Annotated in this window: 10 protein-coding genes and 1 pseudogene; all 11 read right to left on the reverse strand. The window is 52.1% G+C overall.

Annotation, left to right across the window (positions count from 1 at the left end):
• Positions 1 to 8: 8 nt before the first annotated feature.
• The 11 genes and pseudogenes from tssE to SK50_RS24265 all read right to left on the reverse strand — a co-directional run bounded on the left by tssE (position 9) and on the right by SK50_RS24265 (position 14918).
• Positions 9 to 464, reverse strand: coding sequence for a type VI secretion system baseplate subunit TssE (gene tssE / locus SK50_RS14195; protein ID WP_015570427.1), 456 nt, complete (start codon positions 462 to 464; stop codon positions 9 to 11).
• The gene (gene tssJ / locus SK50_RS14200; RefSeq protein ID WP_026080520.1) at positions 464 to 1009 is read right to left on the reverse strand and encodes a type VI secretion system lipoprotein TssJ; all 546 of its coding nucleotides are present in this window, start codon (positions 1007 to 1009) and stop codon (positions 464 to 466) included. Before tssJ ends, tssE begins: the two co-directional genes overlap by 1 nt.
• Positions 987 to 2072, reverse strand: a complete 1086-nt coding sequence (tssG, locus tag SK50_RS14205) for a type VI secretion system baseplate subunit TssG (protein WP_023324760.1) — start codon at positions 2070 to 2072, stop codon at positions 987 to 989. Before tssG ends, tssJ begins: the two co-directional genes overlap by 23 nt.
• A complete protein-coding gene (gene tssF / locus SK50_RS14210) occupies positions 2036 to 3790 on the reverse strand; it encodes a type VI secretion system baseplate subunit TssF (protein ID WP_048229568.1) in 1755 nt (584 codons plus the stop codon). The genes tssG and tssF overlap by 37 nt, the downstream gene beginning before the upstream one ends.
• A gap of 41 nt (positions 3791 to 3831) precedes the next feature.
• Positions 3832 to 5433, reverse strand: a complete 1602-nt coding sequence (tssA, locus tag SK50_RS14215; protein ID WP_032673230.1) for a type VI secretion system protein TssA — start codon at positions 5431 to 5433, stop codon at positions 3832 to 3834.
• Positions 5433 to 8888, reverse strand: coding sequence for an ImcF-related family protein (locus SK50_RS14220; protein WP_310996159.1), 3456 nt, complete (start codon positions 8886 to 8888; stop codon positions 5433 to 5435). Before SK50_RS14220 ends, tssA begins: the two co-directional genes overlap by 1 nt.
• On the reverse strand, positions 8851 to 9786 hold the full coding sequence (locus tag SK50_RS14225) for a hypothetical protein (RefSeq protein WP_048229569.1): 936 nt from the start codon (positions 9784 to 9786) through the stop codon (positions 8851 to 8853). The genes SK50_RS14220 and SK50_RS14225 overlap by 38 nt, the downstream gene beginning before the upstream one ends.
• 22 nt (positions 9787 to 9808) lie before the next feature.
• On the reverse strand, positions 9809 to 10027 hold the full coding sequence (locus SK50_RS14230; protein ID WP_048229571.1) for a hypothetical protein: 219 nt from the start codon (positions 10025 to 10027) through the stop codon (positions 9809 to 9811).
• Positions 10028 to 10078: 51 nt separating this feature from the next.
• The gene (locus SK50_RS14235) at positions 10079 to 10984 is read right to left on the reverse strand and encodes a DUF4123 domain-containing protein (protein ID WP_017382246.1); all 906 of its coding nucleotides are present in this window, start codon (positions 10982 to 10984) and stop codon (positions 10079 to 10081) included.
• Positions 10985 to 11193: 209 nt separating this feature from the next.
• Positions 11194 to 12153 (reverse strand): putative type VI secretion system effector, encoded by a 960-nt coding sequence (locus SK50_RS14240; protein WP_033486884.1) that lies wholly within the window; start codon positions 12151 to 12153, stop codon positions 11194 to 11196.
• Positions 12150 to 14918 (reverse strand): annotated as a pseudogene (locus SK50_RS24265) (T6SS effector BTH_I2691 family protein). Before SK50_RS24265 ends, SK50_RS14240 begins: the two are co-directional and overlap by 4 nt.
• Positions 14919 to 14932: the final 14 nt, after the last annotated feature.

The following is a 14932-nucleotide window of genomic DNA, read 5'->3' on the forward strand; positions in this document are numbered from 1 at the left end:
AGTAATAACTAGATGGCGGCTCGTGCATCGAGGTATTGCTGTTGTTTCAGATGACGGATTAATACCCTGCCCTCGGGCATAAATTCCGTGCCGTAGCGCACCAGCCCGACCCCCTTCAGCTCCGCATCAATGGCGTAGCGGAGTTCACCGGGCTGAATCTGTTCCTGCATCACCACGTTAATCCGGCTCAGGCGCGGCTCATATTTCAGCAATATGGCCGACAGTGTGGTAATCAGCTGATGGGCGGTACCGGGCATTCCCTGGAGGATTTTTGTCATATCCGGCAGGCCGTAGTCCGGCAGGTGAGCCAGCGTACCGGCGCGGCAGTTGAGGATGCGCTGCATGTTATCGAGTACTGATAAAATCACCTGATTCTGTTCGCTGACCTGGTTGAGGCTCAGGCCACCTGAGAAATTGCCGCTCAGCATTTCATACAGCGATGGCGTATTATGTCCCTTAGGCATCAGTCATCCTTCAATGGCTGTAACGTCAGGTGGTTATTCCCGGCCTCCAGAATCCGCGGCTTATCCGGATCGAGATCTTCACGTTTTAGAACCTGCTTCCAGGTATTGTTTACCAGGTCCGGGTGACGAAACAGGCCGACTATCGCGACAAACTGCGTTTCTTCTTCCATTGGCATATCAAGATTTGTATCACCGCCCGGTTTTACGACCACATCGCGGGTCGCCATCAGGTCGGTTTTCAGAATAGTTTCGCCATCGTTCAGTAGTTGCTGGTAAACCGTTTTATCGAAGATTTTACGGTCTTTCAGCTGATAGACACGAACTACCACCGGCTCGGAGAGTGAGTTACTTTCGCGGGAATCGGTGTTTAGCGCTTCACGCGCCGTGAAATCCAGGTGCAGCATCTTAATTTTTTTGTAGAACACGGCGTTAAATGCCGATTTGGTGCCATCGGTGATACCCTGCGTCATCCCGCACCCCGTCAGGCTGAACACCAGCAGTGCAGGCAACCAGCCTGCGGATTTAATCAAACTTGTACGTAACACGTCGGTTTCCTTGTTGTGGTATTGCCGGCTTCAGGCCAGTGTAATAGCCCAGTTCCGTCGTAAAGGTCGGTGGGATATCGTCTTTAAGTTCCCCCTCATCAGCACCCAGCACGCCGTTCATCCCGAGCCAGAAAGGGCCTTCGCCAAGCGGCGGAACGGCCAGCAGTCGGGTCCGTGTGGTCAGGGTGATCTTTGCTTTAAAACGCCAGCCGAGCCAGACACGAAGCATCACCAGAAAGTCCTGATACAGCAGACCGTCCGGCTTCCAGCCCTGTGCCTCCTGTTCATTATCCGTTGTAAGCGCAACCAGCAGTTGGCTACCCGCATCCATCGCTTCGTCACCCAGTGGCGTGTTGCCGTCCAGCAGAAAATCGTCATCACCGTAAAAGCCCAGCGGCTGACCCATTTCCACCGGCCGCAGGCAGTATGGACTGACCTTCACGGTGGTATCCGGGGCCAGCAACGTCACCAGCGCCTGCATTCCCTCCTGAGTTTTGCCCGGTTGCTGTAGAACACCCAGCAGAGCCAGAAAACGGGATACCGGTGTGGCGATGTGGTCTGCTGTGCCGGGAATACCCAATCCCACCAGGCCCAGCAGTGACTGCGAGATGCTGTCCGTACCACCGGGTTCAAAGGTGGCCGGATAAGAGTATTTACGCCAGATACGGTAAAACTGCGTCAGAATGCGATGGCTGAAAATATCCAGAAAACCCTGTAGTGCGTCATGCCCTTCCCGACGCTGAGCGATGTCATCGAGATACGCCATCGGCAGGGGTGAGTCGACACCGTACATTCCCATAAAGGTCGTGCGGATAAGTGGTGGCCGGCTGTCATCATCCTCATCATACTCCACGGCTTTCAGCTCACTGGCCGGAAATCCCATGCCCGGATGCGGGGCAAAGCGTACCGGGTCATCGCCCGGGTGACTGGTCGAGCCCATCAGCGGCCTGCCCGGGTTACGCTTCTCCAGCAACTGGCATAAACGGTAAAAGTTAATACGATGCAGGTCGGCTTCCAGCCGTGGGCTCAGCCGGGAATGCGGCGGTTGTGCTTCTCTTCCCATTCCAGGCGTTCTCCGGTCGGTTGCAGAATGATAATCAGGCGGTTAAACAAGTAGATGTCAGTGTATAGCGCAAAGAATCGGCTCATCATCTCGCCAAATAAGCAGATGTCGCCGCGTCCGGCAAAGCCATTGCTGTCCAGCGTGACTTCAATCTGCACGCCACGGACCAGGTAGCCCTGTTCAAAGTGCTCCGTTTCACTGTGCTTCACCTCGAGGATGGCTTCCAGACGGCGACGGTTCATCTCGCTGTCGGTCCATTCATACAGCGCCAGGGTACCGCGCAGCACGTCGGCATTATCCATCATCGACAGAAATCCGCTGCCAAGGTGACTCAGTACGCGCCAGTGAAAACGGTCCTGCGCAGGTGGGTAACAAGGCAGCGTCGGCGCACACAGGTTGCGCACGGCAATGCTGACCGAAGTGGTTTTCATCACCGTATCAAGCACGGTGCTTTGCAGCGCACGTCGTGGAAGTTGACCATTGGTGCCAGTTAGCGTCAGCGACAGGCTTTCGTCTTCCGGGACGGTATGATTATCAAATGCTTCGCCGCCAAGGATGAGCCAGGTGTTATGCAGGCCGGACGGACCGCGGCGCACGCGGGTGTGGTAGTAATATTCCGATGCTTCATGACGCATCATTCCTCCCTTATGACGGAAGCTCGAAAACGGCACGTAGGTGTGCTGGCTCGATGACATCACCGAATCCACGGTATATATCTCGGTATGGCCATCCTGCACGCGCATCGGGCGCAGCATGTATTCGGTTTGCAGAGAATTGAGCGTCAGCGGATCGGATTCCAGCGGGAACAGGTTAATGACCGGCACGCAATTCAGGCGCAGGTGCTTTTCGGTAAAGCTGAAGTCATGCTCCCAGCGTTCCGCCAGCACCACGTCGATTTCAAACCACGGGATCTCAGCCGGAAAGACCACGCTCTCCAGCCCGCGCAGCCCCGTAAACATGAATTTCTCGCGAAAGGTGAAGTACTCCAGCAGCAACTGGTAACCGCTGAAACTGCTGTCCCCCTTCGGCCACAGCCTATCATCATCACCAAACCCCAGTGCGGTGAAATACCCGTCCATCGGCCTTCTGTCCATGTCGCCCGGCATGCGCAGCCACAGACGCACAGTATTCATGGTAAAAGCTTCATGCATAGCGCAGGCCAGCGGTGCGTCAGCGTTGAAATAGAACGGGATCTGGCTGAGATCGACACGGCTCCAGTCAGCAAGATGGCTACAACTGAAGCGCAGGCTGATGACAGAGCGCCCGTCAGGATCAGTCGACAGGCGGGCATGCTCCAACGCCAGTGGCTGAAGGGTTATCTCTTTAGTTGTGGTGTAGCGACAACGCGTGCCTTTTTCACCGATCGGCCGCGAATTGACCTCGAAACCTCTGGCAATACGCATCGGTTCTTTCATCTCACGCCAGACAGGAGTGAACTCCACCACCGACATCGAGGGAATAGTGCGCAGGTAATGCGGCCACAGCAGACTGACCAGCCCTTCAGTTAGTTCAGGCAGGTCGTCATCAAGCTTCTCACGCAGGCGGCCCATCAGGAAGGCAAAGCCCTCGAACAGGCGCTCCACGTATGGGTCGCGCGCGCCCGCTTTATCGAGATTGAGCATTGCTGCCTGCTCCGGGTGAGCGCGGGCAAATTCTTCGCCGGCTTCCAGCAGGTAGCGCATTTCAGCGTCGTAATAACGCAGGGTTAAGTCGTCCATAAGAACCTGAATATGTGTGTTTTAAAGGTATGTCAGTCGCTTTACCCGCAAAGCACCGCACTGCCTGCCGGGTCAAGCGCAATCAGACCCGCCAGAAGCTGGTCCATCTCTGGCTGAAGCCGTGACTTGTCGGTTTCACTGCGGGCGGCTTTCATGCGCAGCAGCCTGAGACGGCGCGATTTCACTTCAAACAACAGCGCTGGCGTCCACTGAGTGAGGGTGATGGCCTGTGCTGCACCGTCAAGTTCACCCAGCAGATGCAGCGCCAGTTCATTCTTACCCTTCTGCTCAGCCACACGTGCCATCAGCAGACGCACCAACCATTTGTCTTTGGTGGTTTCGGTGCCCGGGCGCGTTTGCAGCCAGTGGAGTGTGGCATCCAGACCATCCGTGTCAGCTTTCTCCAGTGCTTCCGGTTCAAGGGCCAGAATATCGTTGCCAGTTTCACTCACGGCATTGACAGGTTCATCCCGCCAGTTGGACATCTCGTCGAGCACGCTCTGGTTTATCCAGTTCAGCGTGACCTCATCAGCAAAGGGTGTGCCGTCATTAAAGGCCAGCGTTTCAAGTCCAGGGAGGCGCCGCAGCAGCCCTTTCAGGTCAGCGGTAATGATATCGGCCAGCACATCCTGGCCTGATTTAATCAGGGCCTGATGGATGTACCACTGCAAATCCAGCCAGAGATGATTGGCGCCACGCGAGAAAGTGCTGTCCGCTTGTTCCAGTATCTCCAGCCAGCTCTGTTGCAAATACAGCCGTTTAAGCATTGCACGCTGGTCAGCCCGCGGCGGTTCGATGCGCGTTTTCCCTTCGGCATCCGGTGCCGGGATTGCTCTCAGCGTGTCGTGACGCAGACTTTTCATCAGCCGGTGTGCGGCAAGCCAGCCATCAGGTTGCTCACGCAAATATCCCGTCAGGGTTCGGGCCTGAGCCAGCAAATCCTGACCGGACGTGATGCGGCTCAGCACTGGCGCGTCCTGTTCTGCCGTGTGAGATGCCGACTGCGGGCGTGTCTGACTGCTGGCGTTCTGGGGTATTACCGCATCCACGCCACCGGCTTTCATCAGGCGGGCTCCCAGCGCGCTGTACAGGGCACTCAGATCTGGACGTGACGCTTCAGGCTCAGTTTCAAGACTGTCTCGGATGAGCAGCAACGCACCGGTCGTACGCTGGGCATCGTCGCGTACCACTTCTGGCCAGAGTAACAGGCTGTCAAGTAGACGAGAGCCTGCGAGCCACTCCAGCGCCGGTTTACGGCTTCGCTCGCGCTGTGGATGGAGCTGTGTTCCATACTGGGTTAGTAATCCCGCCAGTAACTCAAGCCCTTCAGCAAACCCGGTTTCACCGTCCTGGTGCAAGCGCGCCCAACAATAGTAAATAGCAACCCGGACATCTTTGGCCTCTGTGGTCAGCACCTTTTCAGCCAGCTGGCAAATCAGCCCGGTATCAATGCCGGAAAGTTTATTGACCTCCTCCCGGATACGCTGGAAATCATCGTCATAACCCGGGTCTTCTCCTGTAGGATTGATCTCACTGATAGGGGTAAGCCAGCGCTGCCAGCTTTCCATACGTGACTGCGCCTGCTGTCGCAGCAAGGTTTCATCCGCCTGGCAGGCAACAACCAGATTCAGCAAAGCGTCCATTATTCGACTCCGTCCATGTCACTGTTTTCTGTGTTGGTCATCAGCGCCTGCGCCATAGCCGCGCTGTCGACGCTGAATATTTGATCTGGCAGCGTAAAACCCCGCAGTGCCAGTAACGCCAGCGGCCCACTGCCCAGTTGTGAACGCAGTACCCACTGTAGGGTCCGACCATCCGGGGCGGTAAAACTCATCATCCACTGACTGCGGTCTAGCTGCTCTCTCTTACTTTCATCCAGCCAACGAATAAAGCCCCAGGTTCCGCTGTAATCACCAAACAGACGTGCGCCCGCATTGACGGTGGTCCATGTCAGCATGGTTCCGGGCTTGTAGGTGTCACCAGGCCAACGGAAGCTCTGCCAGTCTGCCATCTGGTTGAAGTAGTGCAGCTTTTGTCCATCAATAGTCAGTTGCGTTTCTACCACCTGCGGTACCGGACGCGCCTGTAGCTCAAAACTGATGCCCTGACTGCCGTCGGTAAATAAGATATCCGATAGCTGGCTGAGCTGATTAATCGCCCGCAGGAAGGCTGGATTAAAGCTCAGCCCCTGGCTATTAACCTTATCCGGCACCCACTGGCTGCCCTCCTTATGCAGCACACCGCCGAGTTCCGCGGTCAGGAAGCGCTCAATGCGTCCGCTGTCCTTACGCACAAACTCAGCCAGCATTGGCAGAGAGGAATCACTCTTGCTGATCGCGAATGGGAAACGTCCGTCAAATGCCGTATGCCAGTTCGCCACCACGGAGCGACTCCATTTGTCATTCAGGCTCGCTGCCGATGGCTGAAGCACAGTTTCCCAGGCCTGGGTCAGTGGCTGCACAAACATGGTGCTGCCAAAACCACTCCACTCTTCGCCCAGGCTTGCAGCAATCAGGCTGCCGTACTGCTGGGTGTCGGTCAGATCCACACTTTTACCCTGGAACACGGTCTGCGCCAGGCTCTGCATCATTTCCTGAGGGTCAGAGGCGCTGGCGACCTGTTGCAGACGCAGACGCACACGGGTGATACGGGTAAGATACGTTTGCAGGCTCAGTGAGTTGTCAGCCGACATAACGTTGCTGCCTTTGTTTTTACCCATAAGTGCCAGCAACGGTCCAAAGGTTTCATCCAGTGGGCCCTGCGGGCCTGAGGCTGACTGGTCAATTACCGGTTTGTCCTTCCCGCCTACCAGGTCTTTAGCCGATTTGATGATGGAGTCCGACAGGCCTTCACTCTTCTGGCCGGTCTGCCCCTGCCAGGCGAGGGTGTTCATCAGGGCAATCAGCGGTGACTGGCGAACATCACTCATCAGCGTCAGCTGGTCGGTGACGTCTGCAATATTGTTTGCCGGATTAAGTTGCAGGCTGTTGAGGAAGCTCAGCCAGCTACCGGCAAAGTCGGTGAAGTAGCGTTCCGTCAGACGTGCTTTCAGTGCTTCCGGCGACAGGTCTGAGGAGACGGCTTTCCGGCTGTCGCTCAGCACCCAGTCAATTTCATCGCGGCGGGAGTTTGCCGCTTTCTCAATGGCCTGCTGAATACCACCCTCCCAGGCCTGACGGGTGAACATGCCCGGCACCACCTCATCGGTGGTAAACAGGCGACGGGCATCGGTACCGCCGGTCATGTCCTCCAGAGACACATCGGCGAAGTTGCGACGCACGGATTTGAGCATGTTCTCGTAAAGCGTACTTTCCGCGTTGCGCCGTCCAATTTGCTGCAACAGCACCTGGCGGCTCTGGCTGGCCAGTTGCGCATCCGGTGTGGTTTTCCACTGTGGCTGCGCTGGCAGTTCGGTGATGTAGAAAGCCCATAAATCCGGTGACAGGCTTTGCCACAGGCCAGCTGAGATGCCTAAACGCGTCGGCTGCACGGTTTTCATGGTTTGCGCGTAGAATGCACCATCAGCTTTATCCGGACGGGACATCATCAGCCAGGCTTTCAGCTGATCATAACCCGGTTTCGCCATCTGTGTCCGCTGGTCGCTGTTGGGTGCCGAATTGACCAGCGCAATGAGCTTCTGCTTAAGCGCTTCATTTGCCGGGTCACGTATCAGACGGTTGTTCGCCACCCCGTACCAGGGCAGCATTGCGTCAAGCAACTGCTGATCATGGTCCAGACCAAAGCGCTGATACCATGGCGCGCCGTCCTGAATATGGTGCAGCAGGCGACCGGCATCATTACGCAAAGCATGCAGGGCCGTCAGCTGGTAATCCGATACAGAAGGGTGCTCCACCAGAGCATGAGCCTGCTGTGCAACAGAAACTATTTGTGACCGGTTGACCGCAAACGACAGCAGCGTCCCTCCCCCCCAGACACTGATGATGGCCATCAGTGTCCAGGCCATCGCCCGTTCCCACGGCATACCGACACGACGGCCATGTACGCGGGTGCAGTCGTCGACAATCCCCTGCCAGGTTGCTGGCAGAGTCAGGGCATGACGCTGTGATCCATAATTCTCAGCGTCGGCTGTTCCCGCTGACATTCCGGCAGGTTTCTTCTCCGACAGGCTGAACATCAGACCACGCAGCGGGACGCGCTGCTGAGAAACAAAGAGCCATGGCTGCAACTGCTGAGCCCAGCGGGCAATAGCACCGTCGTTCAGGTGCTGGCTCAGGCGCAGCAGGAAGTCGTGGCTGCTGTTTTCCGCGACCTGACTCATCCCCTGCGCCCGCAGGGCTGGCAGCATCAGTTCCAGCTGGCGGATTACATCGTCTTCTTTTGCGCGTGGTGGAAAGCTTGCACCTACCGCCTGCTCAGGACGCGTACTCTGCGACCAGTGACTGCTGCACAGTTGCCACAGCCAGACCGGAGCGGAATAACGCAGCAGTTCGCTGATTTTTTCCAGGCCGCGTAAATCGCTGTCGCTGATATGTGGGGTCAGCTTAAGCGACTCGGGCAGTAAACGGATAATCCCGTCCAGCGGGCGCCCGCGGCGTAGTTTACGCAGCGCTGTGTATTTTTCGCGGTCAGGCTCCGATGCCAGGCTGCCGCCATAAATCAGCACGGTGCGGTTGCCTTCAAGCCACTGCTGCTTTTGCAGGCCGGGTAGCAGTTGCTCAATCGCGGCTTCATCGCCGGTGATCAGCAGCAGGCGGATCTTGTTTTGCCAGAAGAAGCTATAGCGTCGGCATAAATGAGCTTTTACAGGATCCTTTTTACTGGACTTTTTATAGTTATTAAGAACATTAGCTGTGACGGACTTCCCTCCCGCGATATGCTGAAAGCGATACTCTTTTTGATGGAACCATACACCGAAGTTCATCAACATCAGGAACACAGAAATTAAAAACATGCATAAGAACCAAAGGCTCACTTTTTCTTTTGAGGATACCCATCCAAAGATATCCCCATAGTAGTAACATCCTATAAAAGTCAGTACACCAAAAATAATGAGACAGGATACAAGGCCAATCACTCTCCATTTTGCCGAGGTGTTCAATTTAATGCTCCTTGCTATTATCAAATGGCTTAATGACATTTAAAAGGTATTCATCACCAACGCCAGTGACCATTAAAACCGGCTCATTGTTTTTTTCTGATATGAAAAGTGCCAGAGCAAACACCAACCAAAAATGGTGCTCATTTAAATTACCCAGCATCAAATTTAAATACATTCTCTCACACTCCCATTCAACATTCATAGATAAAGATGAGAGTCTTAATATCCCCGAAACTTCTGAAGCTTCCTCTGCACTCATATTGCTAAAAAGTACTCTTGTCGTTTTAAGGACATCTGACTGGTAAGTCATCATGTGGATGACCTCTTGTTTGGTGAGATTTTTGTTGCATACCATTGGTCGCAAGGCTATACCGTTATTGGCTTTTTCAGGTGGTTGCTCTTGATGAGTCACCAGCAATATTGAAGCGAACTCTGTTGAGTTAGGAGGGTATTTTTCAAAACTTTCAATGTTTGCAGATATTATTATTGACACCCGATTTTTTGAGATGTTGGATAATGTATCAAATTCCTGCCCTAATGCTTTACTCCAACAGTAATAATTACGCAAGCAATTTTCATCAAACCCGATCGCAGCCCAGCACTCTTTAAATATTGAGAAAGTAATATAATTACTATCATAGGTAAATATAACATCAAATATACATGATTCACTCAACCGTAACAGCCTTGTTCTGACAGACGCCAACAGTTCGTAAATCAGTTGTTCTTCAGTATATAAATCATCGTTATGGCCCCGTAGTTTCAATCGCTGGTTATTATATATTTCAACCGAATGAGACATTGCCATATCGGTTTGCGATATTACAGAAGGGAGAAACGCTTTATAAGCGGAAACATAAAATTTTTGACTTGCCCATTCAGTCCAGTCTTTCCTGACCAATGCTGCTTCGCGCTCTCTTGCTTCGAATGCCGACAAACACAAACCATGGTAATAGGTTCTAACGGGAATTATGACAGAAAAAGCTAGGGGCACCGAAAAAAACCAACAGGGTAAGTAATTTTAACAACTCATTATCTTCAGCAGGCAAAATAATTTTAGCCCCAACCCAACTAACCACCACAGTCAACAAAATACTTATGAAAGAAAAAAACCATTTACTCCATTTAATTCCAGGAATCTTATCGACTGGAGGGATTATTTGTACAGGCCAATTCATATCATTCTCCATCATTGTTAACAGCACATTTTCTTTAAGAGAAAAAACTTCTTAACATGCCATACTGTCAATTATGGATTTAATATCTGAGTATGACTGAAGATCTTTACTGCGATTACTAAATATGATCTTCTTAAATACCTCATCCTGATAAAATAGTCGCTGCGCGCTCAACACGTCAAGCCCAAAATCAATAAGATCCTTAGCGGATGTAGAGAAAGTTGAATAATAATAATCCAGCGCAGGACTCAATAATTTCATCACATCACGCTCACTAAATTTATGCGGCATTCTCATTTTCCGATATGCTCGCAAAATATTATTAACAACTGAAATCCGGCCCATTTCGAATGCATTTTGCTCTGTTAATCCAAGTGAGTAGTTTAATTTTTTTTTGCATTTACCATCACCATTCGCCACCTGAGCTATTCCGCCTCCATCAATATAAGACCATGTATTAATATTGCTTAATAGCTGTTGCTTTTGCCATTTATCCAGCGTATACATTAACAAACCAAATACTGATGGGTCGTAATAGCGAAGTAATATATTACCAACTGATTGAATCGACTGTACGGCGGACAAAGCGACCTGTTCAGCAAGCTGCTCCCCAGTTAAATCCGTCGAAATCCACGCACAGACGCTGCGCCCTTCCCCGGACTCAAGTTTTTCTATTTTCAACTCATTCAATGAATTGTAAATACTATTCTTAAACAATTGGCCATCTCTCTCGCTGGAGGCACTAAGAGGGAAAAGGTAAAGTGGTAAAGCCCCCTGAAGTTCATCCTGGCGGAATGTAACAGGGTAAGATTTATATTCTCTAAGAATACTGGGCAAAAAAAGTGATGAATGATACTGTTCTAAAGATGCATCTATCAGTAGAAAACATTTCCCATTTTTCCCAAAAGCAGCATTGGTAATTTCTTCATGTATATCGTTAAAAAATATACCATCCATAATCAACCCCACCAGAATAATATCAGAAACACATTTCAATTAATTTATATTTATGACTTTCATAAAATATCATTATCTTATTCATATTGAGCCGCCCCCTCTCAGTAGCGATAGCAATTTTCTCCTGAATAGGTAAATTTCAAACTTGGGCATGCTGGTTTACCTTGATTCCTGCCGGGGGCAACCAAAATAACAATGTTTTTTTCTGTCTAGTAGTAAAACCAGCCTTCATCTGAATAAATGAATTTCCCACTGGGACAGGCTGGTTTGCTTTTATCACCCGGCTCATACCACTTCCCATTATCTTTTAGTTGCTGCTCATGTTTTTTTGTTATTTTATTGAGATTGATTGTTGCAACACGTCTCATCCCCAGCAACTGAAATATCTCCTCCGCCAGTTTGCAGCGTGTTGGCGCACAGGCTTTATATGCAAAGAATGCAATCAACCCCGAAATTACAGAAGATACCACAAAAGCCATTACCAGGAAAAGATAAAACCTCTCAAATAAAGAGACACCATTTGGATTTCCTTTTGAGAGAGAGATAAATACACATACAGAAACAAAAGCCACCATCAATATGGTGATTAGAATGAACATATTTTTAATGCGCCACAACATATGCGCAATATGCCCCATATCACATTTCGGACATACTGACACTATCCGCTCTTCCGGTAACGCAATGGCATAGACCTCATAATGGTCATGCTGCCACTCAACAATCATGTCCACATCATCGCCAGTCTGAAGTCGGGTGACACCCACCCAGCCGCGAAACGGCTGGCCATTAATCATCCCCTGCACATATTCCGCCGAATCATTCGATGACTCGCTTTCAGCCATCATTACAGCCCCGACACCCGGGCTCCCTGCAACTATCGCTGCAGCGGCGGCAGCTCCGCGCTGGCCATCTGATATCTCCGGCAACATGCTGGTCCGGTAGGCAACTGCATCAAAATACTCCCGAAAATATTCGCTACGGAAAGACTGCAGTTTCCCTGATATTTTCTCCAGAGGACCATAAGGCGGCAATACCGGCGGCGGCGGAAGCTCACGTGTCCACGGCCTGCCGTTCATCACCTCAATCTCTCGCTTTGTACGCAGGTCTGCTAATTTTTCTGGCTCAACAAAACGGGAGCATATCTGCTGATTTTCAACTGAATTCATGAAATATCCTTTATCGCCCCTTCCAGGGCTTTATTCTGGTCTGTCAGACTGCGGTTGAAAGGTGCTGTACCGAACACGCATTTTCTACACCATATCTGAAGCTCATCGTCCGATATCCAGGTCACAACCACCTGTAACAAAGTTATCGCAACCATCACTTCCCAGGTCATCAGTACTGCAAGTATTCGGATCCCTAAAATTTCCCAAGCCAAAAAACCTGTAATTTTCCCAGCTACTTTTTTAGCTATCGGTTGACTAAACTGTTCCAGCAGAAGACCGACTGATTTTGTGACTGCCAGGACATCAACTGTTGTTTTAATAAGCAATACAGAGGAAAGTAAAAAACGATTGCTTTGCAACTCTTCGTAAGTACTTGCACCATCAGCAAACACCGAAATTAAAGACGCAGTTCCACCCGCTGCCGCCCCAACCCCCTTGACCCAGGCCACTGTAAGCTCACGCGCTTCCAGACCTTTTTCTATTGCCGGCAAAATAACCGACGTCCCCTGACTCACCATCGCCAGCCCGCTGGCCAGCAGGCTCGCCAGCGGCTTCTTTTCATCCCTTACCTGTCCGCACAGGTAGATAAAATCCATCGCATTCAGCACCAGCAACAGACTGTTTATTCCCGCCAGCCGGTATTCGGCCTTGCCCTTTTCTGATGCAAAGTGCTCTTCCAGCCTGCTGCTCATTCTCTGTTTAATCTCGGCGACTTCATTCCCGCTCGCCATAAAACGTCCACTGCGCCGTATACCTTCCAGCACCGTCTGACGTAACGCCGGGGCATCTTTCAGATACGCATTCACTAACGAGTGAACTTCTTCTGAAGGTATTCCCGCCCTTATCATAAATATCAGCCTGAACGCCGTGGTCGCCAGCTTCTCGCCTGCCTTATCCACCCGCAGAATGCGGCTTACCCTGTCTCCCACCGTGACGATAAACGCATCCGTGTTGAAGAGCTGTACTTCCAGTTTGCTGGCATTTTCCCTCAGCCCCTTCACGACACTGTTCATCGATTTCTGGTAATACCCCTCCAGCTTTTTCATATTGCTGACCTGCTGCATCAGGGCTGCCGTCATGGCGGTCGCCGTCAGAGGCGTCACGTCCTCGTCCTTTTTCCCTTTCACCGTCGCCAGATACGGCTCCAGCTCACTGATTAGCTGCGGGTTATTGGCCGCCACATGCCGCCACAGCAGATTCCCGCGATTTTTAGTGCTGTACTAATTCCACCAGCCGTCTATCTTTGCCGCCCCTGCCGGACAACTGTTGATCCCGTGCATGGCCATCCCCACCGCTGACTGGTAGAACAGCCCTGCCCGCTGTGCCTCGCAGTGGAAATCATCCAGCGTTGCCAGCAGTACCGGTGCACTGAGCCAGTTCACCACGCTGACGATACGCTTCTGGAAGATAGCGTTAACCGAATCAACCAGGTTCGTGTAGCATGTATCAAAGTTCGCCTGTCGGGTTGCGTTGAGCTTTTTCTGATAGGGTGCCCAGCTCCGGGCCCGGACTCCACTGAAATCCTGCGAGGGTTTAGGCAGATTTAACGCCAGCTCCTCATCGACCTGCGCCTGTATCGCGGCAACCCGTCGCTGGTGAGCAGCCAGCGGTTCGGGTGGACTCATCAGCACACTCTCCGGGTATGATGCCGTCACGTTCTGCGCATGCCAGTTTCTCACTAACCTGTCATCTGCCCTGATTTGTGCCAGCACATCAGGCTTACCCTGATACCTTTTCTCAAGCGCCTGCAGACGCGAATCCAGATATTCGTCTGTCAGCATGGGACCATCAGTTCTTCGTCTCCGCATTGCGTCCTCCCGAGATTCGGCATTGCTTTCCAGCAGCGTTCTGACGGCATCGAGATTTGTTTTGGTGGCGAACTCAAGCTCACGTTCCTGCAGAAACTGCGCCTGGCGCCCCAGCACATCCTGGCTCCATCCGTTAAGTTCATGAACAATCCCCACCGGATCCCAGAGTGGAAGCAGCAGCGGCGTCATCCCCTCACTTCGGTTTTCCATGGCCGTGACCGTCGCGTCTGCCATGCCACTGCGGTTTTTTGCCCACGGATACAGACTGGACTGCAGTTTCACCACATCATTATTAACCCGCCAGGGATCATCCACCGTCGGATCCCAGAGTGACGATGCCCGGCTGACGTTTACCACTTTCGCATCATCCGGACCAGGAAGCAGACCAGAAACAGAAGGAACCTGATAGTCCAGTACCTGATTCAGGCTTGCCCCGGTAACGTCGGTCCCTGTTTTTGTGCGCTGAGATCCCGCCACCGAAGGCATCACTTTCTGCATTCTCTCAGTGCGCTCTTCTGGCCTGGTGCGATACCGATCGAGCGTTTCCTGCTCCCACGGATACTGACTGAACGCAAACCACACATTGCCGCACTTATCCGGGGATTCAATGCTCATGAACTCGACGTTTTGAGCGATATGCTCGCCCGTTTCGCACAGCGCTTTATCCACCGGTACAGGATTAGACGCCACCTGTTGCAGCCACAGTGAGCCGTCCGGCGCAACGCTGTAGCACTGCCAGTAATTGGTGCCCTGCTTTCCTTTTTCATAAAAAACGTAAAGGTAGCCCTGGCGAAGCGCGCGGAGTGTGTACTTTTCATTACTGGCGAGCGTTACCCCGGTGATGCACGGATCATTCGCCCATCCCGGTAAACTAGCATTAATATTTTCCGGCACAACAGCATAGCGCACGGGCAGTACTGTCAGGCCTTTCGTTGTGCATAACCCCTGGCATGCCATATTCACATCCTTTT

Source organism: Enterobacter sp. BWH64, assembly GCF_001037645.1.
Lineage (GTDB): Bacteria > Pseudomonadota > Gammaproteobacteria > Enterobacterales > Enterobacteriaceae > Enterobacter > Enterobacter hormaechei_C.